The 24838-nt window shown below is 70.6% G+C and carries 23 protein-coding genes and 1 pseudogene; 9 read left to right on the top strand and 15 right to left on the bottom strand.

The features are described 5' to 3' along the window. Nucleotides 1-42: 42 nt before the first annotated feature. Nucleotides 43-291: pseudogene (locus OG607_RS35705) on the top strand (SigE family RNA polymerase sigma factor); the annotation flags it as partial. A gap of 79 nt (nucleotides 292-370) precedes the next feature. Here the strand turns inward: OG607_RS35705 and OG607_RS35700 are convergent. From OG607_RS35700 to OG607_RS35665, 8 genes are all read right to left on the bottom strand, one after another. Then, nucleotides 371-712 (bottom strand): metal-sulfur cluster assembly factor, encoded by a 342-nt coding sequence (locus OG607_RS35700; RefSeq protein WP_329319405.1) that lies wholly within the window; start codon nucleotides 710-712, stop codon nucleotides 371-373. Further along, nucleotides 709-1170 (bottom strand): Fe-S cluster assembly sulfur transfer protein SufU, encoded by a 462-nt coding sequence (gene sufU, locus OG607_RS35695; RefSeq protein ID WP_405732473.1) that lies wholly within the window; start codon nucleotides 1168-1170, stop codon nucleotides 709-711. The genes OG607_RS35700 and sufU overlap by 4 nt, the downstream gene beginning before the upstream one ends. A 14-nt stretch (nucleotides 1171-1184) precedes the next feature. Further along, complete coding sequence (locus OG607_RS35690; RefSeq protein ID WP_405732471.1) at nucleotides 1185-2447, bottom strand: cysteine desulfurase; 1263 nt, start codon at nucleotides 2445-2447, stop codon at nucleotides 1185-1187. After that, a complete protein-coding gene (sufC, locus tag OG607_RS35685; RefSeq protein WP_405732468.1) occupies nucleotides 2444-3208 on the bottom strand; it encodes a Fe-S cluster assembly ATPase SufC in 765 nt (254 codons plus the stop codon). Before sufC ends, OG607_RS35690 begins: the two co-directional genes overlap by 4 nt. 7 nt (nucleotides 3209-3215) lie before the next feature. Continuing rightward, nucleotides 3216-3533: a bifunctional 3-phenylpropionate/cinnamic acid dioxygenase ferredoxin subunit gene (locus OG607_RS35680; protein WP_405732465.1), complete on the bottom strand. Its 318-nt coding sequence runs from the start codon at nucleotides 3531-3533 to the stop codon at nucleotides 3216-3218. Next, the gene (sufD, locus tag OG607_RS35675; RefSeq protein ID WP_405732462.1) at nucleotides 3533-4711 is read right to left on the bottom strand and encodes a Fe-S cluster assembly protein SufD; all 1179 of its coding nucleotides are present in this window, start codon (nucleotides 4709-4711) and stop codon (nucleotides 3533-3535) included. Before sufD ends, OG607_RS35680 begins: the two co-directional genes overlap by 1 nt. A gap of 69 nt (nucleotides 4712-4780) precedes the next feature. Further along, nucleotides 4781-6202 (bottom strand): Fe-S cluster assembly protein SufB, encoded by a 1422-nt coding sequence (gene sufB / locus OG607_RS35670; RefSeq protein WP_405732459.1) that lies wholly within the window; start codon nucleotides 6200-6202, stop codon nucleotides 4781-4783. After that, nucleotides 6199-6927, bottom strand: coding sequence for a helix-turn-helix transcriptional regulator (locus tag OG607_RS35665; protein ID WP_405732456.1), 729 nt, complete (start codon nucleotides 6925-6927; stop codon nucleotides 6199-6201). The genes sufB and OG607_RS35665 overlap by 4 nt, the downstream gene beginning before the upstream one ends. Before the next feature lie 316 nt (nucleotides 6928-7243). On the opposite strand from OG607_RS35665, the gene OG607_RS35660 reads away from it, so the two are divergent. Genes OG607_RS35660 through OG607_RS35650 form a run of 3 tightly spaced genes read left to right on the top strand, consistent with a single transcriptional unit; the run spans nucleotide 7244 to nucleotide 9958 of the window. After that, on the top strand, nucleotides 7244-8170 hold the full coding sequence (locus OG607_RS35660) for an ABC transporter ATP-binding protein (RefSeq protein ID WP_405732453.1): 927 nt from the start codon (nucleotides 7244-7246) through the stop codon (nucleotides 8168-8170). Beyond that, complete coding sequence (locus OG607_RS35655) at nucleotides 8167-8928, top strand: ABC transporter permease (protein WP_405732450.1); 762 nt, start codon at nucleotides 8167-8169, stop codon at nucleotides 8926-8928. Before OG607_RS35660 ends, OG607_RS35655 begins: the two co-directional genes overlap by 4 nt. Nucleotides 8929-8971: 43 nt before the next feature. Next, the gene (locus tag OG607_RS35650) at nucleotides 8972-9958 is read left to right on the top strand and encodes a COX15/CtaA family protein (RefSeq protein WP_405732448.1); all 987 of its coding nucleotides are present in this window, start codon (nucleotides 8972-8974) and stop codon (nucleotides 9956-9958) included. On the opposite strand, the gene OG607_RS35645 is transcribed toward OG607_RS35650, so the two are convergent. The 4 genes from OG607_RS35645 to OG607_RS35630 form a co-directional block, all read right to left on the bottom strand. Then, a complete protein-coding gene (locus tag OG607_RS35645; RefSeq protein ID WP_405732445.1) occupies nucleotides 9951-11063 on the bottom strand; it encodes an amidohydrolase family protein in 1113 nt (370 codons plus the stop codon). The genes OG607_RS35650 and OG607_RS35645 overlap by 8 nt on opposite strands. A 40-nt stretch (nucleotides 11064-11103) precedes the next feature. Next, nucleotides 11104-12399 carry a glutamine synthetase gene (locus OG607_RS35640; RefSeq protein ID WP_405732442.1) on the bottom strand — a complete coding sequence of 432 codons (1296 nt, stop codon included), beginning with the start codon at nucleotides 12397-12399 and terminating at the stop codon, nucleotides 11104-11106. Nucleotides 12400-12526: 127 nt separating this feature from the next. Beyond that, nucleotides 12527-12838, bottom strand: a complete 312-nt coding sequence (locus tag OG607_RS35635; protein ID WP_405732439.1) for a hypothetical protein — start codon at nucleotides 12836-12838, stop codon at nucleotides 12527-12529. Nucleotides 12839-12862: 24 nt separating this feature from the next. Then, nucleotides 12863-13813 (bottom strand): heme o synthase, encoded by a 951-nt coding sequence (locus OG607_RS35630; protein WP_405732436.1) that lies wholly within the window; start codon nucleotides 13811-13813, stop codon nucleotides 12863-12865. A gap of 390 nt (nucleotides 13814-14203) precedes the next feature. Between OG607_RS35630 and tkt the strand changes: the two genes are divergently transcribed. The 5 genes from tkt to pgl are packed head-to-tail and all read left to right on the top strand — an operon-like array spanning nucleotide 14204 to nucleotide 20766. Beyond that, nucleotides 14204-16282 (top strand): transketolase, encoded by a 2079-nt coding sequence (gene tkt, locus OG607_RS35625; protein ID WP_405732433.1) that lies wholly within the window; start codon nucleotides 14204-14206, stop codon nucleotides 16280-16282. A gap of 38 nt (nucleotides 16283-16320) precedes the next feature. After that, nucleotides 16321-17439, top strand: coding sequence for a transaldolase (gene tal / locus OG607_RS35620; protein ID WP_405732431.1), 1119 nt, complete (start codon nucleotides 16321-16323; stop codon nucleotides 17437-17439). A gap of 5 nt (nucleotides 17440-17444) precedes the next feature. Continuing rightward, nucleotides 17445-18968 carry a glucose-6-phosphate dehydrogenase gene (gene zwf, locus OG607_RS35615; RefSeq protein WP_405732428.1) on the top strand — a complete coding sequence of 508 codons (1524 nt, stop codon included), beginning with the start codon at nucleotides 17445-17447 and terminating at the stop codon, nucleotides 18966-18968. Further along, a complete protein-coding gene (gene opcA / locus OG607_RS35610) occupies nucleotides 18965-19987 on the top strand; it encodes a glucose-6-phosphate dehydrogenase assembly protein OpcA (RefSeq protein WP_405732425.1) in 1023 nt (340 codons plus the stop codon). The genes zwf and opcA overlap by 4 nt, the downstream gene beginning before the upstream one ends. Next, nucleotides 19984-20766 (top strand): 6-phosphogluconolactonase, encoded by a 783-nt coding sequence (gene pgl, locus OG607_RS35605; RefSeq protein WP_405732423.1) that lies wholly within the window; start codon nucleotides 19984-19986, stop codon nucleotides 20764-20766. Before opcA ends, pgl begins: the two co-directional genes overlap by 4 nt. A gap of 717 nt (nucleotides 20767-21483) precedes the next feature. Here the strand turns inward: pgl and pgi are convergent. The 3 genes from pgi to OG607_RS35590 all read right to left on the bottom strand — a co-directional run bounded on the left by pgi (nucleotide 21484) and on the right by OG607_RS35590 (nucleotide 24689). Beyond that, a complete protein-coding gene (gene pgi / locus OG607_RS35600; protein ID WP_405732420.1) occupies nucleotides 21484-23148 on the bottom strand; it encodes a glucose-6-phosphate isomerase in 1665 nt (554 codons plus the stop codon). 150 nt (nucleotides 23149-23298) lie between these two features. Further along, a complete protein-coding gene (locus OG607_RS35595; protein ID WP_405732418.1) occupies nucleotides 23299-24288 on the bottom strand; it encodes an N-acetylglucosamine kinase in 990 nt (329 codons plus the stop codon). Nucleotides 24289-24353: 65 nt separating this feature from the next. Next, nucleotides 24354-24689 carry an RNA polymerase-binding protein RbpA gene (locus tag OG607_RS35590; RefSeq protein ID WP_073497103.1) on the bottom strand — a complete coding sequence of 112 codons (336 nt, stop codon included), beginning with the start codon at nucleotides 24687-24689 and terminating at the stop codon, nucleotides 24354-24356. Nucleotides 24690-24838: the final 149 nt, after the last annotated feature.

Here is a 24838-nt window from a genome sequence, read left to right as displayed (position 1 = left end):
CGATGACCCGAGCAGCAAGCCCGGTCGTTCACGGCCGGGTAGTTGACAGACTTCGTGGCGAACTGCTCGCCCGCGCTGCTGAAGCCGGCCTTGCTGCTGAGCGGCGGCGACCGCCACTCAGCCGAGGACCTGCTGCATAACGCGCCGATCGAGGCGGCCGGTCGCTGGCACCGGATCGACGAGCCGGAGGCATACATTCGGCAGGTTCTCTACTGGCAGCAGGTCAGCCGCTGGCGGCTGCGCGGCCGCACCACGAGACGCCTCGCGGTGGTAGGGGACTCTCCCCCAGAGCATGCAGTACTGCTTGATTGAGCACGACAGAGGCCCCTGGCGCATCGCCGGGGGCCTCTGTCACGCATGCCGTACGCCGTCAGACGTTGAAGCCGAGCGCCCGAAGCTGCTCGCGCCCGTCGTCGGTGATCTTGTCCGGGCCCCACGGCGGCATCCAGACCCAGTTGATCTTGAGGTCATTGACGATGCCCTCGGTCGCCGACCTGGCCTGGTCCTCGATGACGTCGGTCAGCGGGCAGGCCGCCGAGGTGAGCGTCATGTCGAGGGTGGCGACATTGGAGTCGTCGATGTGGATGCCGTAGATCAGGCCGAGGTTGACGACATCGATGCCCAGCTCGGGGTCGACGACGTCGTAGAGGGCCTCGCGGACCTCCTCCTCGCTGGCCGGCTTGATCTCGGTGACAGTGTCGTTGTCGCTCATGCGGTCTCCTTCTCGGACAGCGCCTGTGCGGTCGCGTCCTTCCACGCCATCCAGCTCAGCAGCGCGCACTTCACGCGCGCGGGGTACTTGGAGACGCCGGCGAACGCGACCGCGTCCTCCAGCACCTCCTCCATCGCCTCGTCCGGCTCGATCTTGCCCTTGGACTGCATCAGCTCCAGGAAGGTGCCCTGGATCTTCTGCGCCTCGGTGTAGTCCTTGCCGACCAGCAGCTCGTTGAGCACGGAAGCGCTCGCCTGGCTGATGGAGCAGCCCTGGCCCTCGTACGAGATGTCCTCGATGAGGGTGCCGTCGCCGCCGAGCTTGACGCGCAGCGTGATCTCGTCGCCGCACGTCGGGTTGACGTGGTGCACCTCGGCGTCGCCGTCGCGCAGGCCACGCCCGTGCGGGTGCTTGTAGTGGTCCAGGATCACTTCCTGGTACATGGAGTCGAGCTTCACCAGTCAGCCGCCCTCTAGCCGAAGAAGTTCCGCACGTGCTCCAGGCCGTCGATGAGCGCATCGACCTCGCCGGGAGTGGAGTACAGATAGAAGGACGCTCGCGTGGTCGCCGGAATTCCGTACCGCAGGCAGACCGGGCGTGCGCAGTGGTGGCCGACGCGGACCGCGATGCCCTGCTCGTCCAGGACCTGGCCCACGTCGTGGGGGTGGATGTCGCCCAGGGTGAAGGAGATCGCGGCGCCGCGGTCCTCGGCCGTGGTGGGGCCGATGATCTTCAGGCCGGGGACTTCCTGGAGCCGCCGCAGGGCGTACTCGGTGATCGCGTGTTCATGAGCGGCGATCTTGTCCATGCCGATGGCGCTGAGGTAGTCCACGGCCGCGCCGAGGCCGACGGCCTGGGCGATCGGGGGCGTACCGGCCTCGAACTTGTGCGGCGCGGGGGCGTAGGTGGAGGAGTGCATCGAGACGGTCTCGATCATCTCGCCGCCGCCGAGGAACGGCGGAAGGTCCTCCAGCAGCTCCTGGCGGCCCCACAGGACGCCGATGCCGGTCGGGCCGCACATCTTGTGGCCGGTGAAGGCCACGAAGTCCGCGCCGAGCGCCTGGACGTCCAGGGTCATGTGCGGGGCGGCCTGGGAGGCGTCGATGAGCACGAGCGCGCCGACGTCCTGGGCACGGCGGACGATCGCCTCGACCGGGTTGAGGGTGCCGAGGATGTTGGAGACCAGGACAAAGGAAACGATCTTGGTCTTCTCGGTGATGACCTGCTCTATGTTCGACAGGTCCAGCCGGCCGTCGTCGGTGAGGCCGAACCACTTCAGCTTCGTGCCGGTGCGCTGCGCGAGCAGCTGCCACGGCACGATGTTGGAGTGGTGCTCCATCTCCGTGATGACGACCTCGGTGTCGGCGTCCACGCGGTAGGGCTCGTCGGCCCAGCCCAGCATGTTGGCGACCAGGTTGAGTGACTCCGAGGCGTTCTTGGTGAATATCACCTCGTCGCGGCTCGGCGCGTTGATGAAGGCCGCGACCTTGTCCCGCGCGCCCTCGTACAGCGCCGTGGCCTCCTCGGCGAGCACATGGACGCCACGGTGCACGTTGGCGTTGTGCCGCTCGTAGTACTCGCTGAGGGTGTCGATGACCTGGCGCGGCGTCTGGGAGGTCGCCGCGTTGTCCAGGTACACGAGCTTCTTCCCGTCGTGGACCAGGCGGTCCAGGATCGGGAAGTCCTTGCGGATCGCCTCGGTGTCGAGGAGGCCCGGCAGCTGCGGTTGTGTCACGCGGACGCGCCACCCTTCACATACGACTCGTAGCCCTCGTTCTCCAGCTTGTCCGCGAGCTCCGGGCCGCCGGACTCGACGATCCGGCCCGCGGAGAAGACGTGGACATGGTCGGGCTTGATGTAGCGCAGGATGCGCGTGTAGTGGGTGATCAGCAGGGTGCCGACCTCGCCGCTCTCGGCGACCCGGTTGACGCCCTCGGAGACCACCCGGAGCGCGTCGACGTCGAGGCCGGAGTCGGTCTCGTCGAGGATCGCGATCTTCGGCTTGAGCAGCTCCAGCTGGAGGATCTCGTGGCGCTTCTTCTCACCGCCGGAGAAGCCCTCGTTCACATTGCGCTCGGCGAAGGTGGGGTCCATCTGGAGGCGCTCCATGGTCTCCCGGACCTCCTTCACCCAGGTGCGCAGCTTGGGGGCCTCGCCGCGGATCGCGGTGGCCGAGGTGCGCAGGAAGTTGGAGACCGAGACACCCGGGATCTCGACGGGGTACTGCATGGCCAGGAAGACACCGGCCCGCGCCCGCTCGTCGACGGTCATCTCCAGCACGTCCTCGCCGTCGAGGGTGACGGTGCCGCCGGTGACCGTGTACTTGGGGTGCCCGGCCAGCGAGTACGCGAGGGTGGACTTGCCGGAGCCGTTGGGGCCCATGATGGCGTGGGTCTCGCCCTGCTTCACGGTCAGATCGACACCGCGCAGGATCTCCTTGGTGCCGTTCTCGACCTCGACGGTGACGTGCAGGTCGTGGATTTCAAGCGTTGCCATGGGTGCCTCAGGACTCCTGGGTGACGGAGACGAGCACATCGTCCCCTTCGATCTTTACGGGGTATACGGGGACGGGCCGCGTCGCGGGCAGGCCGGACGGTTTGCCGGTCCGCAGGTCGAACGAGGACCCGTGCAGCCAGCACTCGATCTGGCAGTCCTCCACCTCGCCCTCGGACAGCGAGACGTTCGCGTGCGAGCAGACGTCGTGGATCGCGAACACCTCGCCCTCGGTACGCACGACGGACACCGGCGTGCCGGAGAGCTCCACCCTCTTGGGGGTGTCCTCCTCCAGCTCGTCCAGCCCGCAGACTCGTACGAAGGTCATCAGACGGACGCCTCCAGCTCGGCGTCGATCTTCGCCATCAGGCGCTCCTCCAGATCGGGCAGGCCGATCTGCTGGATGAGCTCCCCGAAGAAGCCGCGGACGACGAGACGGCGGGCCTCGCCCTCCGGGATGCCGCGGGCCATCAGGTAGAACAGCTGCTCGTCGTCGAAGCGGCCGGTTGCGGAGGCGTGGCCGGCGCCGACGATCTCGCCGGTCTCGATCTCCAGGTTCGGCACGGAGTCGACGCGGGCGCCGTCCGTCAGAACCAGGTTGCGGTTGAGCTCGTAGGTGTCCGTGCCCTCGGCCTCGGCACGGATCAGCACGTCGCCGATCCAGACCGCGTGCGCGCCGTCGCCCTGCAGCGCGCCCTTGTAGGCGACGTTGCTGCGGCAGTGCGGGGTGTCGTGGTCGATGAAGAGGCGGTGCTCCTGGTGCTGGCCCTTGTCGGTGAAGTACAGGCCGAACAGCTCGGCCTCGCCGCCGGGGGCGCCGTAGATCACCCGGGGGTGCAGCCGGACGAGGTCGCCGCCGAAGGTGACGATCACGGACTTGAAGGTCGCGTCCCGGCCGACCAGCGCGGTGTGCTGGGCGACGTGGACGGCCTTGTCGTCCCAGTCCTGGACCGAGACCACGGTGAGCTTGGCACCGTCGCCGATCAGGTACTCGACGTTGGCCGCCAGCGTCGCGTCGCCGGTGTGGTCGATGACCACGACCGCCTCGGCGAAGGCGCCGACCTCGACGACCTGGTGGCCGTAGGCGGTGCCGCCCTCACCGTGGACGGTGATGCGCACCGGCTCGGCGAGCACCATGTCCTTGGGGATGGAGACGACGCCGGCCTTCTCGAAGGAGCTGTACGCCTGTGCCGCGACCCGGTCGACCGGCTTGCCGGCCTTCCCGAGCCGGGCGTCGTCACGGCCCACGGTCTCGACGGTCACACCCTCGGGCGCGGCCACCTCGACCTTGACGCCGCCGTCGGCCACCGCCGTGCCGTCGTGGAGGCCGCGCAGCCGCTCCAGGGGAGTGAACCGCCACTCCTCCTCGCGGCCGTGCGGCACCGGGAAGTCGGCCACGTCGTAGGACGGGGCAGCGCTCACCCGGGCGTCGCGGGGGTGACCGACCTGGATGGCCCCGTCGGTGGTGGCACCGGCGGGGCTCCCGGCGGTAACAGTTTCAGCCATGGCTGTCGTACGGCTCTTTCTCTCTAGGGATGCGTCTGGTTGAGCTCGTGAGCTCATGGAAGCAGGGCCTCAGCCGACCGCGCCTTCCATCTGCAGCTCGATCAGCCGGTTGAGCTCCAGGGCGTACTCCATCGGCAGCTCCTTGGCGATCGGCTCGACGAAGCCGCGGACGATCATCGCCATGGCCTCGAACTCCGTCATGCCCCGGCTCATCAGGTAGAAGAGCTGGTCGTCGCTGACCTTGGAGACGGTCGCCTCGTGGCCCATGGACACGTCGTCCTCGCGGACGTCCACGTAGGGGTAGGTGTCCGAACGGGAGATCGTGTCGACCAGGAGCGCGTCACACAGCACGTTGGACTTGGAGCCGGCCGCGCCCTCGCCGATCTCGATCAGACCGCGGTAGGAGGTACGGCCGCCGCCGCGCGCCACGGACTTCGACACGATGTTCGAGGACGTGTTCGGGGCCATGTGGACCATCTTGGCGCCGGCGTCCTGGTGCTGGCCCTCGCCCGCGAAGGCGATGGACAGGGTCTCGCCCTTGGCGTGCTCGCCCATCAGGTAGACGGCCGGGTACTTCATGGTGACCTTGGAGCCGATGTTGCCGTCGACCCACTCCATGGTCGCGCCCTCGTACGCCACGGCACGCTTGGTGACCAGGTTGTAGACGTTGTTCGACCAGTTCTGGATCGTCGTGTAGCGGCAGCGGCCGCCTTTCTTGACGATGATCTCCACGACGGCGCTGTGCAGCGAGTCCGACTTGTAGATCGGGGCGGTGCAGCCCTCGACGTAGTGGACGTAGGCGTCCTCGTCGACGATGATCAGCGTCCGCTCGAACTGGCCCATGTTCTCGGTGTTGATCCGGAAGTAGGCCTGCAGCGGGATCTCCACGTGCACGCCCTTCGGCACGTAGATGAAGGAGCCGCCGGACCACACGGCCGAGTTCAGGGAGGCGAACTTGTTGTCGCCGACCGGGATGACGGTGCCGAAGTACTCCTGGAAGAGCTCCGGGTGCGTCTTCAGCGCGGTGTCGGTGTCCAGGAAGATGACACCCTGCTCCTCCAGGTCCTCGCGGATCTGGTGGTAGACGACCTCCGACTCGTACTGGGCGGCGACACCGGCGACGAGGCGCTGCTTCTCGGCCTCCGGGATGCCCAGCTTGTCGTAGGTGTTCTTGATGTCCTCGGGCAGGTCCTCCCAGGACTCCGCCTGCTTCTCCGTGGACCGCACGAAGTACTTGATGTTGTCGAAGTCGATGCCCGTGAGGTCGGAGCCCCAGGTCGGCATGGGCTTCTTGCCGAACAGCCTGAGGCCCTTGAGCCGCAGCTTCAGCATCCACTCCGGCTCGGACTTCTTGGAGGAGATGTCACGGACGACGTCCTCGGACAGCCCGCGCTTGGCGGCGGCCCCGGCCGCGTCCGAGTCGGCCCAGCCGTACTCGTACGTACCCAGGCCGTCGAGCTCGGGGTGGGCAGTCTCCAGAGGCGCTGTCATGCGGGGTTCCTCCCGGCGTTTACTTGCGTGGCTTGCTTGGCTTGCGTGACTTGCGGAACAAAGGTCGTGCAGACCCCGTCGCCGTGGGCGATCGTGGCCAGTCGCTGCACATGGGTGCCGAGCAGGCTTGAGAAGACCTCGGCCTCCGCCTCGCACAGCTGGGGGAACTGCTCGGCGACGTGCGCCACCGGGCAGTGGTGCTGGCAGAGCTGCTCACCGGCGGAGGAGGGCGCACTGCGCGTGGTAGCAGCGTACCCGTCCTGGCTCAAAGCCTTCGCGAGAGCCTTCGTACGCTCCTGCGGCGCGGCCTTCTCGACCTCGGCCCGGTACCGCTCGGCCTGCGCCGCGACCCGCGCCCTCGCGAACGCCGTCACTGCGGCCTCGCCCGGCTCCCCGCCGCCCGCGGACTGCGCGATCCAGCGCAGCGCGTCGGCCGCGATCTGGTCGTACGCCTGGTCGAACTCGTCCCGCCCGCAGTCGGTCAGCGCGAACACCTTGGCCGGCCGCCCCCGCGTCCGGGCCCCGTAGACCCGCTTCTCGCGCGGCTCCACGACGTCCTCGGCCACCAGCGCGTCCAGATGCCGGCGTACGGCGGCCTGCGTCAGGCCCAGCCGCTCCGCCAGATCCGCCGCGGTGGACGGGCCATGGTCCAGGATGGACCGGACGACTCGGTTGCGGGTGCTCCGCTCCCCGGTCGCCTGCTCATCCTCGCCCACGTATTTCACAATGCCAGTGTTGCGTAATTCCTCAGGGACTGGCAAGCGCGGTCCTGGGCGGACGGCGGTGCAGTGCGTCACTTAGGCATACCTAACCTGACCTGCACAAACGATCACTCGCACCCGCGGCGGCTGTCCCCAGCCGGTTGTGGGAGAACGTTCCGCAAGGCGGAACGGGCTGGCACAACCGGCCACCGGCCCGCGGCCGGCACCACCACAAACCCGCGTCCCGGGTGCCCATCCCCAACGCCGGACTCCGTCCGACGGACCTGGGAAACCGCCCTCCCCGCAAAAGCGCCCCGCAGGGGTTCGTAGACTGCGGCCCATGGGAAACGAGCCCGCCGTCGAAGTGACCGGCCTCATCAAACGGTACGGCCCCAAAACGGCGGTGAACGGGCTCGATCTCATCGTCGAGCGCGGCACGATCGCCGCCGTCCTCGGCCCTAACGGCGCCGGGAAGACAACAACCGTCGAAACCTGCGAGGGCTACCGCCGCCCGGACGGCGGCAGCGTACGCGTCCTGGGCCTGGACCCCGTCGCGGAAAGCGCCGCGCTGCGGCCCCGCATCGGCGTGATGCTCCAATCGGGTGGCGTCTACCCCGGCGCCCGCGCCGAGGAAATGCTGACGCACACCGCGAAGCTGCACGCGAACCCGGTCGACCCGGCGCTGCTCATCGAACGCCTCGGCCTCGAATCCTGCGGCCGCACCGCCTACCGCCGGCTCTCCGGCGGCCAGCAGCAGCGGCTCGCCCTCGCCATGGCCGTCGTCGGCCGGCCCGAGCTGGTCTTCCTCGACGAGCCCACCGCCGGTCTCGACCCGCAGGCCCGCCGCGCCACCTGGGACCTCGTACGGGAGCTGCGCGCCGACGGCGTCACGGTCGTCCTGACCACCCACTTCATGGACGAGGCCGAGCAGCTCGCCGACCATGTCTCGATCATCGACGCCGGCCGCGTCATAGCGCACGGCACCCCCGAAGAGCTCTGCCGCGGCGGCGCCGAGAACACCCTTCGCTTCTCCGGCCGCCCCGGCCTCGACGTCAACTCCCTCCTCAAGGCCCTCCCCGCCGACTCCGCCGCCGCCGAGCTCACCCCCGGCAGCTACCGCATCGAGGGCAAGGTCGACCCCCAGATGCTCGCCACCGTCGCCTCCTGGTGCGCCCAGCACGGCGTCATGCCGGACCGGCTCGCCGTCGAGCGGCGCACCCTCGAAGACGTATTCCTGGAGCTCACCGGCAAGGAGCTGCGCGCATGAGTACCTTCACCCCGAACCCGGGTGCCGCTCCACTGCCCCGCATGATCGGCGCCCAGACCGCGCTGGAAACGCGGATGCTGCTGCGCAACGGCGAACAGCTCCTGCTCACCGTGATCATCCCCAGCCTCCTGCTCCTCCTCTTCAGCACCGTCGACGTCATCGACACCGGCCGGGGCAAGTCCGTCGACTTCCTCGCCCCCGGCATCCTCGCTCTCGCCGTCATGTCCACCGCCTTCACCGGCCAGGCCATCGCCACCGGCTTTGAGCGCCGCTACGGCGTCCTCAAGCGCCTGGGCGCCTCCCCTCTCCCCCGCTGGGCCCTGATGACCGCCAAGACGGGCTCCGTCCTGGTCACCGAGATCCTCCAGATCGCGCTCCTCACGGTCATCGCCCTCGCCCTCGGCTGGTCCCCCCACGGCAACCCCCTCTCCGTACTGCTCCTGCTCGTCCTCGGCACCGCCGCCTTCTCCGGCCTCGGCCTCCTCATGGCCGGCACCCTCAAGGCCGAGGCCACCCTCGCCGCCGCCAACCTCGTCTTCCTGCTCCTCCTCGTCGGCGGCGGCGTGATCGTCCCCCTCGACAAGTTCCCGCACGGCCTGCGCGCCGCCCTGGAGCTGCTGCCGATCACCGCTCTGTCGGACGGCCTGCGGGACGTACTCCAGTACGGCAGGGACATGCCCTGGGGAGAGGCCGGGATCCTCGCGGTGTGGGCCGTCCTCGGCCTGGGGGCGGCGGCACGCTGGTTCCGGTGGGAGTGAACCCGAACCCCCTCGTGAAAGTTTGCACAAAGGGCCGCCTACGATGGGTCGCGTGCCGAATCTGAACCCGCTCGCCGCCATTTCCCAGCGCTGGACCCCGTCCCCGGCGACCGTCCGCCGGGCCGCGATGGCCGCGCTCGTGATGAGCGTGGTGATCGTGGTGACAGGTGGCGCGGTGCGGCTGACCAGCTCGGGGCTGGGCTGCCCGACGTGGCCGAAGTGCACGGCGGACAGCCTGACGACGACGAGCGCGATGGGCGTCCACGGGGCGATCGAGTTCACCAACCGCATGCTGACGTATGTGCTGTGCGCGGCGGTGGGGTGGGCGATCATCGCGGCGCGGGCGGCGAAGCCGTGGCGGCGGGGGTTGACGCGGCTCGGATGGGCACAGTTCTGGGTGGTGATGAGCAACGCGGTGTGGGGCGGGCTGACGGTGCTGACACACCTCAACCCGTACATCGTCGCGGCGCACTTCCTGCTGTCGGCGGCGCTGATCACGGTGGCGCTGGTGACCTGGCAGCGCGTCGCCGAGGGCGACGGAGCGCCGCGCCCGCTGGTGGGCAAGCCGGTGAAGCAGCTGACGTGGGTGCTGATCGGCGCGACCCTGGCCCTCATCTCGGTCGGCACCCTGGTGACCGGGGCGGGGCCGCACGCGGGCGACCACAGTGACGTGCCGCGCGTCGGTATCGACTGGGAGAGCATCGCCCAGCTCCACGCCGACCTCGCCTGGGTCGTGTGCGCGCTCGCCCTGGCCCTGTGGTTCGTACTGCGCGCGGTGGACGCCCCGCCCGGCCCCCGCAGGCGCGCACGCGACCTGATCGTGGTCCTGCTCGCGCAGGGCGTCATCGGCTATGTGCAGTACGCGACGCACCTGCCCGAGCTGCTGGTGGGCCTGCACATGCTCGGCGCCGCCCTCATCTGGATCGCGGCCCTGCGGGTCCTGCTCAGCATGCGCGAGCGCCCTGCGGCCGCCCCCGGCGAGGTGCCCGCCCCGGCGGGGACCGAGCACGCGGCCGTGCCGGCTAGCTGAGGCCGTAGACGCGGCGCGCGTTGCCTGCGGCGATCAGGGCGCCGACCCGCTCGGCGTCCGGCAGGGACCAGGCGCCGGACCTCACCCAGTCGCCCAGCAGCCGCCGCAGGGCGTCGCGGAAGGCCTCGGCCCCGACGACGTACAGCTCGGGGAGGGCGTACGCGTCCGTGGAGAAGAGCAGCTTGCCGAAGGGCGCGAGCTCCAGGAACTCGGCGAGGACGTCCGGCGCCCGCGCGCCCACGTGCGAGAGCGCAAGCCCGACATCGGCGTAGACGTGCGGGAAGACGTGGGCGAGGTAGGCCGCCTGCCGGTGGTAGGGGTAGCCGTGGAGGAGCACGAGGTCCGTGCCGAGGCCGGCCGTCGCGCGGACGAAGTCCGTGAGGAGGGCGGGGTCGGCGTGGTCGAGGCGGAGGTCGGGGTCGCCGAAGCCGGTGTGGAGCTGCAACGGCAGCCCGGTGGCGACGGCGGTCCACAGGAGGTGGCGCAGCAGTACGGGGTCGGTGAGGCGGCCGCCGGGGCGGCGGGCGGCTAGCCAGTGGCCGGCGGCGCGGCGGACGTCGCCGGGGGCGGGGGGATCGGGGGCCAGGGCGAGGCCGTGGCGGTAGGCGGCGACGGACTTGAAGCCGACGGCGCTGCCGACGGAGGCCGCGGTGTGCACGGACTCGGCGACATTGGCGACGAAGGCGTCCACCGTGCCGGAGGTGTCCGCGACCTGCTCGGCCAGCTGCTCCAGCCGCACGATCTCCCGTGCCTGCGCGGCCCCCGCCGCCGCGAGCTCCCCGGGCGGGGTGAGATCGCCGGGCAGCCCGGTGTCGACCAGATACACCTCGATCCCGGTGGCCCGCAGCAGCAGCCGCCCGGCCTCGTACGCGCCCAGCTCGCGGCGCCGGGCGAGATATTGGGCGGGCGACGCATGCGGTTCCAGCCCGAGCAGCGGCGGGCACCAGCGCCGTACGGCGAAGCCGGCCTGGGTGTCGAAGAACGTCGTCCCGGGCGCGGCGGGGGCGTCCGACTCCGTCAGGTAGGTCTCGAAGGTGCCGAAGCCGAGGTCGCCCCGCAGGACTCCGTGGCAGTGGTGGTCGACGAGGGCAGGGAGCTCGATCACGGGCGCCGGCCGCCCTTCGGAACGCCGTTCGGAGCGGCCGTCACCAGCGCCACCGCGTCGCTTCCGCGATCTCCTGCGGCTCGCTCTTCGCGAACCGCTCGGCCTCGGCCCGCCGCACCGCGAGCACCGCGCCGTGCAGGACTTCGCCGAACGCCTCGCGCAGCACCGCGCTCTCCTCGAACCGGTCGGCGGCCTCCGTCAGCGAGACCGGCAGCCGCTCCTGGCCGCCGCGGCCCGCGGGGTCACCGGCGACCGGCGGCGGGAGTACGCCGGAGCCCGCGAGCCCGGCCGCTATGACCGCCCCGACCAGCAGATACGGGTTCGCGGCGGCGTCGAAGGGCTTGAGCTCGGCATTGGGATTGGCCTCGTCCGCGATGAACCGCAGTGCGGCCTCGCGGTTCTCCAGCCCCCAGCAGCGGTAGACGCCGGCCCAGCGGGACGGCTCCAGCCGGAGGTAGCTCGCGGGGCTGGGGGCGCCGACCGCGAGCAGGGCGGGGAGTTCTCCGAGCACGCCTGCCAGGAAGGCCTCGCCGGCCGCCGTGATGCCGTAGGGCCCGTCGCCGCCGCTGAGCAGGCCGGCGGCGCTCAGGTGCAGGTGGCAGCCGTTCCCGACATGGCCGGCGGTGAAGCTCGGCGCGAAGGAGGCCCGCAGTCCGTGCCGCAGGCTCACCGCCCGTACGGTCTCCCGCACGAGCACCACCTCGTCCGCCGCCCGGACCGGGTCGGCCGGGACGGTGGAGACCTCGAACTGGCCGGGGGTGTACTCGGGGTGGATCTGGAGCACCTCGAGGCGCTGGGCGGCCAGCGCGTCGTACAGGTCGCGCAGATAGTCCGACCGCTCGACGACCCGGGTCAGCCCGTACGCGGGGCCGTCGCCCGCCGGGTCGACGATCCACTCCGTCTCGAAGCCCATCCGCAGGTCGAGCCCGGCGGCGGCCGCCCGCTCGGCCATCCGCCGGGCGAACAGCCGCTGGCAGCCGGGGTGCGGCTCGCCCTGCTGGTCGTAGCGGTCGACCGGCGCCCAGGCCCAGCCGGGCTGCGCGGCGAGGACGGTCAGCCGGTCGAGGTCGGGGAACAGCCGGAGGTCACCGTCGGGGCCGCCGGAATGCGGGGAGGAGGTGACGGCGTCCTCGGAGGTGAAGACGTCGAAGACCGGGGAGGCACCGATCCCGTGGTGGGCGGCGTCGGCGAGCCGGGTCGTGGGGATGGTCTTGACCCTGCTGACCCCGGCGTTGTCGACCCAGCCGAGCGCGACGGCCCGTACGCCCTCGGCGGTCAGCCGCGCCGCCTCCTGCCGGGCCTGCAGCCGCTGCCGTTCCCGCGTGTCCGCGTCCACCGCGCATCCCTCCCGTCGAGCACCGCTGTCACTCTCATGGTGCTTAACGGGCGGGCCCGCTGTCAGGTGTCGCCGGGTTGCGCAGCCCTCCGGCTGCGCTTGTCCTCAATCGCCGGACGGGCTGAGTTCAGCCGAGCTGGATGCCTGCCATGCGCTTCCACTCGTACGGCCCTGTGCTGACCCTGGCCGCGAAGTCGCCGTCGAAGTTCTCATGGACGGTCACGCCGGCGCGCTCGACGGCGCTCAGCGCGATCTCGTGCGTGGGGGCCACCAGGTCGCCCCACTCGCCGTTCTCGCCGACGAGGACGATCCGGGTGCCGATCTGGCCGATGTACTCGACCGTGGCCTCGGCGCTGCCGCCGTGGCTCTTGGCGAATGCCTGGATCTGCTTCGCGAGCCGTGCGACACGGCGCTCGGTGCTGTCTGCCTTAGCTGCCATGACCAGAATGCTACCCGTCGGTAATCAGCGCAGGAAGGGATCGAGGGCGACGACCACGAAGAGCAGTGTCGCGTAGGTGATCGACCAGTGGAAGAGCCGCATCTCCTTGAGCTTGGCCCCGGTGATCCCGGCCTTGGCGCGCGAGTGGAGCCCGTGCGCCTCCTTGAGCCAGAAGCCGCCCAGCACTGCCGCCGCGAGGGGGTAGAGCCAGCCTGTGGCGCCCAGCGGCCACCACAGGGTGAGGGAGACCAGGACCATGATCCAGCTGTAGATGACGATCTGCTTGGCGACGGCCTGGTTGCCGGAGACGACCGGCAGCATCGGGACGCCGGCCCGCTCGTAGTCGTCCTTGACCTTCATCGACAGCGGCCAGTAGTGCGGCGGCGTCCAGAAGAACAGGACGAGGAACAGCACGAACGGCGCCCAGGCCAGCTCGTTACGCACGGCCGACCAGCCGATGAACACCTGGAGACAGCCCGCGACGCCGCCCCACACGATGTTCTGCGCCGTGCGGCGCTTGAGCCAGATCGTGTAGACGAAGACGTAATAGAGGATGGCCGTCAGGGAGAGCGCGGCGGACAGCGGGTTGACCAGCACCACGAACCAGACCGTGGAGACCACCGACAGCGTGATGCCGAAGACCAGGCCCTCGCGCGGCGAGACCATGCCGGTGACCAGCGGGCGCTGCTCGGTGCGGTGCATGAGCGCGTCGATGTCGCGGTCGATGTACATGTTGAGCGCGTTCGCGCCGCCCGCCGACAGGTAGCCGCCGACAACCGTCGCCAGCACCAGCCAGAGGTCGGGAACGCCGCCTGCCGCGAGGAACATCACCGGAACCGTGGTGATGAGCAGAAGCTCGATAATGCGCGGCTTGGTCAGCGCCACGAAAGCCATCGCACGGGCACCGAAAGGACGGTGACCGATGCTCGACCCGGTGGCTCCGGCGGGCCGGGATTCGACGGCCGTCACGAACACCCCTGAGGAAAAGTCCAGCAAGCCGAGGCTTGCGCGTACCAGTGCACTCTAGACGCAGCCGGTACCCCGCCCTGCCCGGGGGTCCTCGTGTTGGTCCCGTCGTGTTGGTGTAACCGCCCGCGCACGCAGCGCGTACGACCCGCGTGCGCACTCGCGTACGAGTTGGCCTCCATACCGCAACCACCCCTTGTTGCGCACCCCGTATCCCGTTCAACAGGCGAATCCACACTGGCCGGGGCAAGGTGGGGCCAGGGCCTGGCCTCCGCCGCGCTCGCCCGGATGGCGAGACGGCTCGAGCGGGTGTACGCCCCCACAGGGGTAGGCTCGACAACGCCCGGTAGGCGTCCTGTCACCGGCGTTCCAGCATGTGGAAAGGAGCCCTGAGCCAGGGTGAGCACCGAGCCGACCACCACAGACCTCGAATGGACCGAACTGGACAAGCGGGCTGTTGACACCGCCCGGGTTCTGGCCATGGATTCCGTGCAGAAGGTCGGCAACGGCCATCCCGGAACGGCCATGAGCCTCGCGCCCGCCGCGTACCTGCTCTTCCAGAAGCTGATGCAGCACGACCCGTCGGACTCCCACTGGGTGGGCCGCGACCGGTTCGTGCTGTCCCCGGGCCACACCTCGCTGACGCTCTACACCCAGCTCTTCCTCTCCGGCTACGGCCTGGAGCTGGACGATCTGAAGGCTTTCCGCACCTGGGGCTCGCTGACCCCCGGCCACCCCGAGCACGGCCACACCACCGGCATCGAGACCACCACCGGTCCGCTGGGCCAGGGTGTCGGCAACGCGGTGGGCATGGCCATGGCCGCCCGTTACGAGCGCGGCCTGTTCGACCCGGACGCCGCCCCCGGCGAGTCCGTCTTCGACCACACCATCTGGGCCATCGTCTCCGACGGCGACCTGGAAGAGGGCATCTCGGCGGAGGCCTCCTCCCTCGCGGGCCACCAGAAGCTCGGCAACCTGATCGCGCTGTACGACGACAACCACATCTCGATCGAGGGCGACACCGCCACCGCGTTCTCCGAGGACGTGCTGAAGCGGTACGAGGCCTACGGCTGGCACACGCAGCGCGTCGAGCAGTCGCCGGACGGGGACTTCGACGTCCAGGCCCTGTACGCGGCCTTCCGCGCCGCCCAGGCCGTCACCGACCGCCCGTCCATCATCGCCGCCCGCACGATCATCGCCTGGCCGGCCCCCAACGCCCAGAACACCGAGGCCGCCCACGGCTCAGCGCTCGGCGCCGACGAGGTCGCCGCCACCAAGAGCGTGCTCGGCTTCGACCCCGAGAAGTCCTTCGAGGTCGCCGACGAGGTGCTCGCCCACGCCCGCAAGGCTGTGGACCGGGGCGCCGAGGCGCACTCCGCGTGGACCAAGCGCTTCGAGGAGTGGCGTACCGCCAACCCGCAGCGCGCCGCCGACTTCGACCGCATCGCCGCGGGCGAACTGCCGGCCGGCTGGGAGGACGCGCTTCCGGAGTTCCCCGCCGGCAAGGACGTCGCCACCCGCAAGGCCTCCGGCGAGGTGCTGAAGGCCGTCGGCGCCGTGCTGCCCGAGCTGTGGGGCGGCTCCGCCGACCTCGCGGGCTCCAACAACACCACCATCGACGCCTCGTCGTCCTTCCTCCCGGCGGACAACCCGCTGCCGGAGGCGGACCCGTACGGCCGGACCGTGCACTACGGCATCCGCGAGCACGCCATGGGCTCGACCATGAACGGCATCGCGCTGCACGGCAACACCCGTATCTACGGCGGCACGTTCCTGGTGTTCTCCGACTACATGCGCCCCGCCGTGCGCCTGGCCGCGCTGATGAAGCTGCCGGTCACCTACGTGTGGACGCACGACTCCATCGGCCTGGGCGAGGACGGCCCGACCCACCAGCCGGTCGAGCACCTGGCCGCGCTGCGCGCCATCCCCGGGCTGAACATCGTCCGCCCGGCCGACGCCAACGAGACCGCCATCGCCTGGCGCGAGATCCTCAAGCGGCACGCCACCAACCCCGCCCCGCACGGCATCGCGCTGACCCGTCAGAACGTGCCGACGTACGAGGCGAACGAGGACACCGTGAAGGGCGCGTACGTGCTCTTCGAGGCCGAGGGCGGCGCGCCGCAGGTCATCCTGCTGGGCACCGGCTCCGAGGTGCAGCTGGCCGTCGAGGCCCGCGAGGCGCTGCAGGCCGAGGGAATTGCGACCCGGGTCGTCTCCGTTCCGTCTGTGGAGTGGTTCGAGGAGCAGGACCAGGCGTACCGCGACAGCGTGCTGCCGCGCGATGTGAAGGCCCGCGTCGCCGTGGAGGCGGGCATCGGTCTGACCTGGCACCGCTTCGTCGGCGAGGACGGCCGGATCGTGTCCCTGGAGCACTTCGGGGCAAGTGCCGACTACAAGGTCCTTTACCGGGAGTTCGGAATCACCGCCGAGGCCGTGGCCGCCGCCGCCCGCGACTCGCTTGCGGCCGTAGCCCGCTGACGTACGACGCATTCGACTTACGAGGAGATGCAATACCAATGACAGACGCACTCAAGCGCCTCTCCGACGAAGGCGTCGCGATCTGGCTCGACGACCTGTCCCGCAAGCGGATCACCTCCGGCAACCTCGCGGAACTGATCGACGCCAGCCATGTCGTGGGCGTGACCACCAACCCCTCGATCTTCCAGAAGGCCATCTCCGGCGGCGACGGCTACGAGCAGCAGGTGGCCGACCTGGCCGCCCGCCAGGTCACCGTCGACGAGGCCATCCGCATGATCACCACGGCGGACGTCCGCGACGCCGCCGACATCCTGCGCCCGGTGTACGACCAGAGCGGCGGCCAGGACGGCCGGGTCTCCATCGAGGTCGACCCGCGCCTGGCGCACAACACCGCGGCGACCGTCGCCGAGGCCAAGCAGCTCGCCTGGCTGGTGGACCGGCCCAACACGCTGATCAAGATCCCGGCGACCAAGGCCGGTCTGCCGGCGATCACCGAGGTCATCGCCAAGGGCATCAGCGTCAATGTCACGCTGATCTTCTCCCTGGCCCGCTACACCGAGGTCATGGACGCCTACGTGACCGGCCTGGAGAAGGCCAAGGCGGCGGGTCTGGACATCTCGCGGATCCGTTCGGTCGCGTCCTTCTTCGTGTCCCGCGTGGACACCGAGATCGACAAGCGCCTGGAGAAGATCGGTACGCCGGAGGCCAAGGCCCTCAAGGGCAAGGCCGCCCTGGCCAACGCCCGGCTCGCCTACCAGGCGTACGAGGCGGTCTTCTCCTCCGACCGCTGGTCCGTGCTGGAGACGGCCGGCGCCCACCGCCAGCGCCCCCTGTGGGCCTCCACCGGCGTGAAGGACCCGGCCTACCCGGACACCCTCTACGTCACCGAGCTGGTCGCCCCCGGCACCGTCAACACCATGCCGGAAGCCACCCTTGAGGCCACCGCCGACCACGGCACGGTCACCGGCGACACCATCCGCTCCACCTACGCAGCCGCGCAGGCCGACCTCGACGCGCTCGCCGCCGTCGGGATCTCCTACGACGACGTCGTCCAGCTGCTGGAGGACGAGGGCGTCGAGAAGTTCGAGCAGGCCTGGATCGAGCTGCTCGACTCGACCACAGCTTCCCTCAAGCGGCTCGCGCCGAAGGAGGCGTAACGACCTTGAGCAGCGCCAATCCGCTGCGAAGTGCCCAGGACCGACGGCTCCCGCGCATCGCGGGGCCGTCGGGCCTGGTCATCTTCGGCGTAACGGGTGACCTGTCCCGCAAGAAGCTGATGCCGGCCGTCTACGACCTGGCCAACCGCGGGCTGCTGCCGCCGGGCTTCTCGCTCGTCGGCTACGCCCGCCGCGACTGGGCCGACGAGGACTTCGCCCAGGTCGTGCACGACTCCGTCAAGGAGCACGCCCGGACCCCCTTCCGCGAGGAGGTCTGGCAGCAGCTGTCGGAGGGCATGCGCTTCGTCCCCGGCGACTTCGACGACGACGCGGCCTTCGAGAAGCTGAAGGCCACCATCAACGACCTCGACAAGGCCCGGGGCACCGGCGGCAACTTCGCCTTCTACCTCTCCGTGCCGCCCAAGTTCTTCCCCAAGGTCGTCGAGCAGCTCAAGGCCCACGGCCTCAACGAGGGCCCCGGCGACGCCTGGCGACGGGCCGTCATCGAAAAGCCCTTCGGCCACGACCTGGAGAGCGCGGAGGACCTCAACTCGGTCATCCACCATGTCTTCAAGTCCCGCAACGTCTTCCGGATCGACCACTACCTGGGCAAGGAGACGGTCCAGAACATCATGGCGCTGCGGTTCGCCAACACGATGTTCGAGCCGCTCTGGAACCGCAGTTACGTGGACCATGTCCAGATCACGATGGCCGAGGACATCGGCATCGGCGGCCGCGCCGGCTACTACGACGGCATCGGCTCCGCCCGCGATGTCATCCAGAACCACCTGCTCCAGCTGATGGCCCTGACCGCCATGGAGGAGCCCGCCTCCTTCGACGCGGACTCCCTGGTGCAGGAGAAGCTCAAGGTCCTGCGGGCCGTCAAGCTTCCCGACGACCTGAGCGCCCACACCGTACGCGGCCAGTACGCGCACGGCTGGCAGGGCGGCGAGGAGGTGCTCGGCTACCTGGAGGAAGAGGGCATCAACCCGCAGTCCAAGACCGACACCTACGCGGCCGTCAAGCTGGAGGTCGACAACCGCCGTTGGGCGGGCGTCCCCTTCTACCTGCGCACCGGCAAGCGCCTGGGCCGCCGCGTCACCGAGATCGCGGTGGTCTTCCAGCGCGCCCCGCACTCCCCCTTCGACACCACGGACACCCAGGAGCTGGGCCAGAACGCCCTGGTCATCCGGGTCCAGCCGGACGAGGGCATCACCATCCGGTTCGGCTCCAAGGTGCCCGGCACCTCGATGGAGATCCGGGACGTGACGATGGACTTCGCGTACGGCGAGTCCTTCACGGAGTCCAGCCCGGAGGCGTACGAGCGGCTCATCCTCGATGTGCTGCTGGGCGACTCCAACCTCTTCCCCCGCCACCAGGAGGTGGAGGAGTCCTGGAAGATCCTCGATCCGATCGAGGAGCACTGGGACACCCACGGCCGTCCCGAGCAGTACACGGCCGGGACCTGGGGCCCCAAGGCGGCGGACGAGATGCTCGCACGAGACGGCAGGAGCTGGCGTCGGCCATGAACATCGATTTGACGGAAACCACGTCAAGTAAGATCAACTCCGCGTTGATAAAGGCGCGGCGGGCCGCCGGGAGCCCGGCGACGGGCATGGTGCTCACGCTGGTCATCGTCACGGACGAGGGCAATCACTACGACGCTCTCAAGGCCGCCAACGACGCGTCCAAGGAGCACCCCTCCCGGATCCTGGTCGTCATCAAGCGGCCGGGCCGGTCGCCGCGTGACCGCCGCACCGCCCGCCTCGACGCCGAGGTCCGGGTCGGCGGCGAGACCGGCACCGGCGAGACCGTGCTGCTGCGCATGCACGGCGAGCTGGCCAACCACGCCCAGAGCGTGGTCCTGCCGCTGCTGCTGCCGGACGCCCCCGTGGTGGTCTGGTGGCCCGACACCGCCCCGCTCAACCCCGCCGAGGACCTGCTCGGCCGGCTCGCCGCCCGCCGCATCACCGACGCGGCGGCGGCCGAGGACCCGGTCGCCTCGCTCACCCTGCGGGCCGACACCTACACCCCCGGCGACACCGACCTGGCCTGGACCCGGATCACCCCGTGGCGCAGCGTCCTGGCGGCCGCCCTGGACCAGAAGCACGCCGCCATCTCCGGCGCCGTCGTCGAGGGCGAGGCGTACAACCCCAGCACCGAACTGCTCGGGCTGTGGCTCGCCGAGCGCCTCGGCGTCCCCGTCGAGCGGCGCGTCTCGGACGGGCCCGGGCTCACCGCCGTACGTCTGAACACCTCGGACGGCGAGATCCGCCTGGACCGCCCGAACGGCTCCCTCGCCGAGCTGGCCATGCCGGGCCAGCCTGAGCGGCGGGTCGCGCTGCAGCGCCGCAACACGGCCGAGCTGATCGCGGAGGAGCTGCGTCGGCTCGACCCGGACGAGGCGTACGCGGCGGCGGTCAAGCACGGCGTGAAGCGGCTGTCACAGCCGATACCCGTCTCCGTATCGGCGGAGGCCGCCCCGAAGCCGGCCCCTCCGAAGCCGGCTGCGGCTCCGGCTCCGGCGGCGAAGGTGGCCGACAAGTGAGCGCACCCCAGGTCGTGGTCCATCGCGACAAGGAGCTCATGGCGCAGGCCGCCGCGGCCCGGCTGATCACCAAGATCGTGGACGCCCAGGCCGCCCGGGGCTCCGCCTCCGTCGTCCTCACCGGCGGCCGGAACGGCAACGCCCTGCTCGCAGCCCTCGCCCAGTCCCCGGCGCTCGACGCCGTGGACTGGGCGCGGCTCGACCTCTGGTGGGGCGACGAGCGGTTCCTCCCCGAGGGCGACCCCGAGCGCAACGTCACCCAGGCGAGGGAAGCCCTCCTGGACGCGGTCCCCGTCACCCCTTCGAGGGTGCACGCCATGCCCGCCTCCGACGGCCCCTACGGCCGTGACGCGGACGCGGCCGCCGCCGCCTACGCGGAGGAGCTCGCCAAGGCGGCGAGCCCCGAGGACCACGGCCGGGTCCCGTCCTTCGACGTCCTCATGCTCGGCGTCGGCCCCGACACCCACGTCGCCTCGCTCTTCCCCGGCCACCCCGGCGTACGCGAGACCGAACGCACCGTCGTCGGCATCCACGGCGCCCCCAAACCGCCCCCCACCCGGGTCTCCCTCACCCTCCCCGCCATCCGCGCCGCCCGCGAGGTCTGGCTCCTCGCCGCCGGCGACGACAAAGCCGGCGCCGTCGCCATAGCCCTCTCCTCCCCCGGCGAACTCCAGGCCCCCGCCGCCGGCGCCCACGGCCGCGCCCGCACCCTGTGGCTCCTGGACCGCGCGGCGGCCGCGAAGCTGCCGCCGCAGCTTTATCCGCCGGCCTCGGCGTAACGGTGCCGTTGGCCATGGTTTCCGGTTCCGTCCTCAAACGCCGGACGGGCCGCGCGGACGGTGCCGCCTGCACCGGTGCGGTTTCGGTGCCCCCGGTCGGGGTTGCCGGTTCCGTCCTCAAACGCCGGACGGGCCGCGCGGACGGTGCCGCCTGCACCGGTGCGGTTTCGGTGCCCCCGGTCGGGGTTGCCGGTTCCGTCCTCAAACGCCGGACGGGCCGCGCGGACGGTGCCGCCTGCACCGGTGCGGTTTCGGTGCCCCCGGTCGGGGTTGCTGGTTCCGTCCTCAAACGCCGGACGGGCTGGGGTGGCCGTGGGGTCGGGGGCGCCTGCCGGGGCTTCTCTCCTCGGCGCTCGCGACTCTGGCACCTTCAAATCCTTGCCCGGGATCCTCGCTCGTCGCCTGCGGGAGAACCCCTCCACCGCCCCCGCCCGGCCGGAGACGTTTGCTTCAGCCCGTCCGGGCTTGAGGACCCGTACCCCCACCGGGCGGTGGCCGCCAACCGGCCGAAGGGGACGGTGGAGGGATGCGCCCGGAAGCGACGAGCGAGGATCCCGGGCACGAACCGGGCCAACCCGAGTCGCGAGCGCTGAGGACGCAGTCCCGGCAGGCGGCCCCGACCCCACGACAACAGCAGGCGCACAACGGCCGACCCAGCCCGTCCGGCGATTGAGGACGGAACCGGTGCCCCCGCCGGGGGCACCGAAACCGCACCGCTCAGCGGCCCCGCAGGGACCGGTACTTGGCGACGAGCGCCGTCGTGGAGGCGTCCAGCCCCGGCACCTCCGCGCCTTCCGTGAGCGCGGGCTCGACCCGCTTCGCGAGGACCTTGCCGAGCTCGACGCCCCACTGGTCGAAGGAGTCGATGTCCCAGACGGCACCCTGGACGAAGACCTTGTGCTCGTAGAGGGCGACGAGCTGACCGAGCACGGAGGGCGATAGCTCGGCGGCGATGATCGTCGTCGTGGGGTGGTTGCCCAGGAACGTGCGGTGCGGAACTTGGGCCTCGGCGACGCCTTCCGCGCGCACTTCCTCGGCTGTCTTGCCGAAGGCGAGGGCCTGGGTCTGGGCGAAGAAGTTGGCCATGAGCAGGTCGTGGTGGTCCCGGAAGGGCCCCAGCTCCCGTACCGGCTCGGCGAAGCCGATGAAGTCGGCCGGGATGAGCTTGGTGCCCTGGTGGAGGAGTTGGTAGTAGGCGTGCTGGCCGTTGGTGCCGGGGGTGCCCCAGACGACCGGGCCGGTCTGCCAGGCGACGGGGTTGCCGTGGCGGTCGACGTACTTGCCGTTGGACTCCATGTCGAGCTGCTGGAGGTAGGCCGTGAACTTCGAGAGGTAGTGGCTGTAGGGGAGGACGGCGTGCGACTGGGCGTCGTGGAAGTTGCCGTACCAGATGCCGAGGAGGCCCAGCAGCAGCGGGACGTTGTCCTCGGCGGGGGCCGTGCGGAAGTGCTCGTCGACGAGGTGGAAGCCGGCGAGCATCTCGCGGAAGTGGTCGGGGCCGATGGCGACCATGAGGGACAGGCCGATGGCGGAGTCGTAGGAGTAGCGGCCGCCGACCCAGTCCCAGAACTCGAACATGTTGGCCGTGTCGATGCCGAACTCGGCGACCTTCTCGGCATTCGTCGAGAGGGCGACGAAGTGCTTGGCGACGGCCTCCTGGCCCGCGCCGAGGCCGCCGAGGAGCCAGTCGCGCGCCGAGGTGGCGTTGGTGATGGTCTCGATGGTGGTGAAGGTCTTGGACGCGATGATGAAGAGCGTCTCGGCGGGGTCGAGGTCGCGTACGGCCTCGTGCAGGTCCGCGCCGTCGACGTTGGAGACGAAACGGAACGTCAGGTCGCGGGCGCTGTACGGCCGCAGGACCTCGTAGGCCATGGCGGGGCCGAGGTCGGAGCCGCCGATGCCGATGTTGACGATGTTCCTGATGCGCTTGCCGGTGTGGCCGCGCCAGTCGCCGGAGCGGATCTTGTCGGTGAAGACCGTCATCTTGGTCAGCACGTGGTGCACGGCCGGGACGACATCGTGGCCGTCGGCCTCGATGACGGCCGAGCGCGGGGCGCGCAGCGCGGTGTGGAGTACCGCGCGGTCCTCGGTGACGTTGATGCGGTCGCCGCGGAACATCGCGTCCCGCAGCTCCGGGACCCCGGCGGCCGCGGCGAGTTCGCGCAGCAGGCGCAGGGTCTCGTCGGTGACGAGGTGTTTGGAGTAGTCCAGATGGAGGTCGCCGACCTGGAGGGTGTAGCGCTCGGCGCGCTGCGGGTCGGCGGCGAAGAGCTCGCGGAGATGCGTATCCCCGAACTCCTCGCGGTGCTTGGCGAGCGCGTGCCATTCGGGCCGCTGGTCGAGACGGATCCTGCCCTGGTCAAGCGCGTTGGTATCGGACATCAGTCCACTTTCTCCTTGTCCTCCGCTGCGGGTTCCACGCTAGTCGACGCGGAACGCGCAGGGGCGCAGCCGCCGTTCGGGCGGGAGATTTGCGGAAACGTACACCGGCACGTCATCTCATGTGCTTAAGAGGCCGCGAGGCCTCCAAGATCATGCGCTTACGAGGCGCATCCTGGCCAGCGCCAGCGCGCCAGCGCCCCCTTCATGGACCGGCATCACCTTCAGGCCCATCTCCTCGGCGCGCGCGGTGACCCGGCCGAGCAGTGGGCCGTGTGGGCCGAGGAGGCCGCCGGCGGCCACCAGCGTCTCGTCCTCGCGGGGGTCCAGGGCGGCGACGGTGGCGCCCAGCTCGTCGGCGGCGTCGTCGAGCAGCGACATGGCGACCTCGTCGCCGTCGGCGTCGGCCGTGACGGCGAGGGGGCTGAGCCGGGCGAGCCGGACCGGGGGCTCGGCGTAGGCGAGGGGGACGAGGCGGTGGCGGAGCAGCTCGCACTCGTGGCGGCTGGGGCGTTCCCGGGCGAGGTAGGGGCCGCCGGGGGTGCCCACGTAGTGCGCCATGACGGCCTCGACGAGCGAGGTCCAGGGTCCCCGGCCGTCCAGGGCGCGCAGGGCCGCCCTGACCACCTCACGGCCGATCCAGAAGCCGCTGCCGCCGTCGCCGAGGAGCCAGCCGTTGCCGTCGGAGAGGTAGAGCCGGCGGCGGTTCTCGATGCGGGCCGCGACCGCCCCCGTACCGGCGACGAGCGCCAGGCCGTCGGCGGGCGTGCCGTCGGCGGAGGCGAAGGCGATCTCGATGTCGCCCAGTACCTCGATCGAGCGGGCCGCGATGCCGTTGGCGGTGAGGGCCGTGTCCAGGCAGGTCATGGCCAGCTCGTACCCGGCGTCGGGACCCGCGTCGGACGCGCCGCCCGCGAAGCCGCCCACGACCGCCCGTACGGCCCCGCGCCGGTCCGCCGGGACGGCTGCCTTGATCGCGGCCACCAGGTGCCGGGTGAGCTCGCCCCGGGGGACGCTCATCGCGTTTCCGGGGCCGCCGGCGCCCTCACCGAGGACGATGCCGTCGCCATCGGCGAGATACGCGCGGGTACGGGTGCCGCCGGCGTCGATACCGATCACCAGCGGTGCGGTGTCACTGGCCACAGGTCCGAGCATACGGTTGCGGTCGCATTGGCGCCTGCGCGCCGTGCGCGCCGCCGGCCCGGGTCCTAGATCTCGCCGCGGAGCTTCGCCAGCGCCTCCGCGAGAATCGCTTCGCCGTCGGCCGCGCTGCGCCGCTCGCGTACATACGCGAGGTGCGTCTTGTACGGCTCGGTGCGCGGCGGGGCCGGCGGGTTCTCCTCGTCCTGCCCGGCCGGGAAGCCGCAGCGCGGGCAGTCCCAGGTTTCCGGGATCTGCGCGTCGCTGGCGAAGCTCGGCTGGGTCTCGTGCCCGTTCGAGCACCAGAAGGAGATGCGGAGGCGAGGCGCGGACTCGCCGCGCTCGGCCTCTCCCATCGGCCCCGCTCCGACCCGACTGCCACGGATCGCGTTGCCACTTGCCACGGTCGTAACTCCCTGCGTGATGGTGCTGCGAGGTCGTCCAGTTTACGGAGACCCTACGCGCCGTCCAGCGACTGGTCGTCGACCCGGCCCCCGAGGACGCCGTTACATGATAAGCCGCGTTGGCGACGAAGCGTCAGTTCTCCATCAAG

Origin of the sequence: Streptomyces sp. NBC_01537, assembly GCF_045040445.1 — a bacterium.
Taxonomy (GTDB): Bacteria; Actinomycetota; Actinomycetes; order Streptomycetales; family Streptomycetaceae; genus Actinacidiphila.
This window is presented reverse-complemented; position numbering and strand designations above follow the sequence as displayed.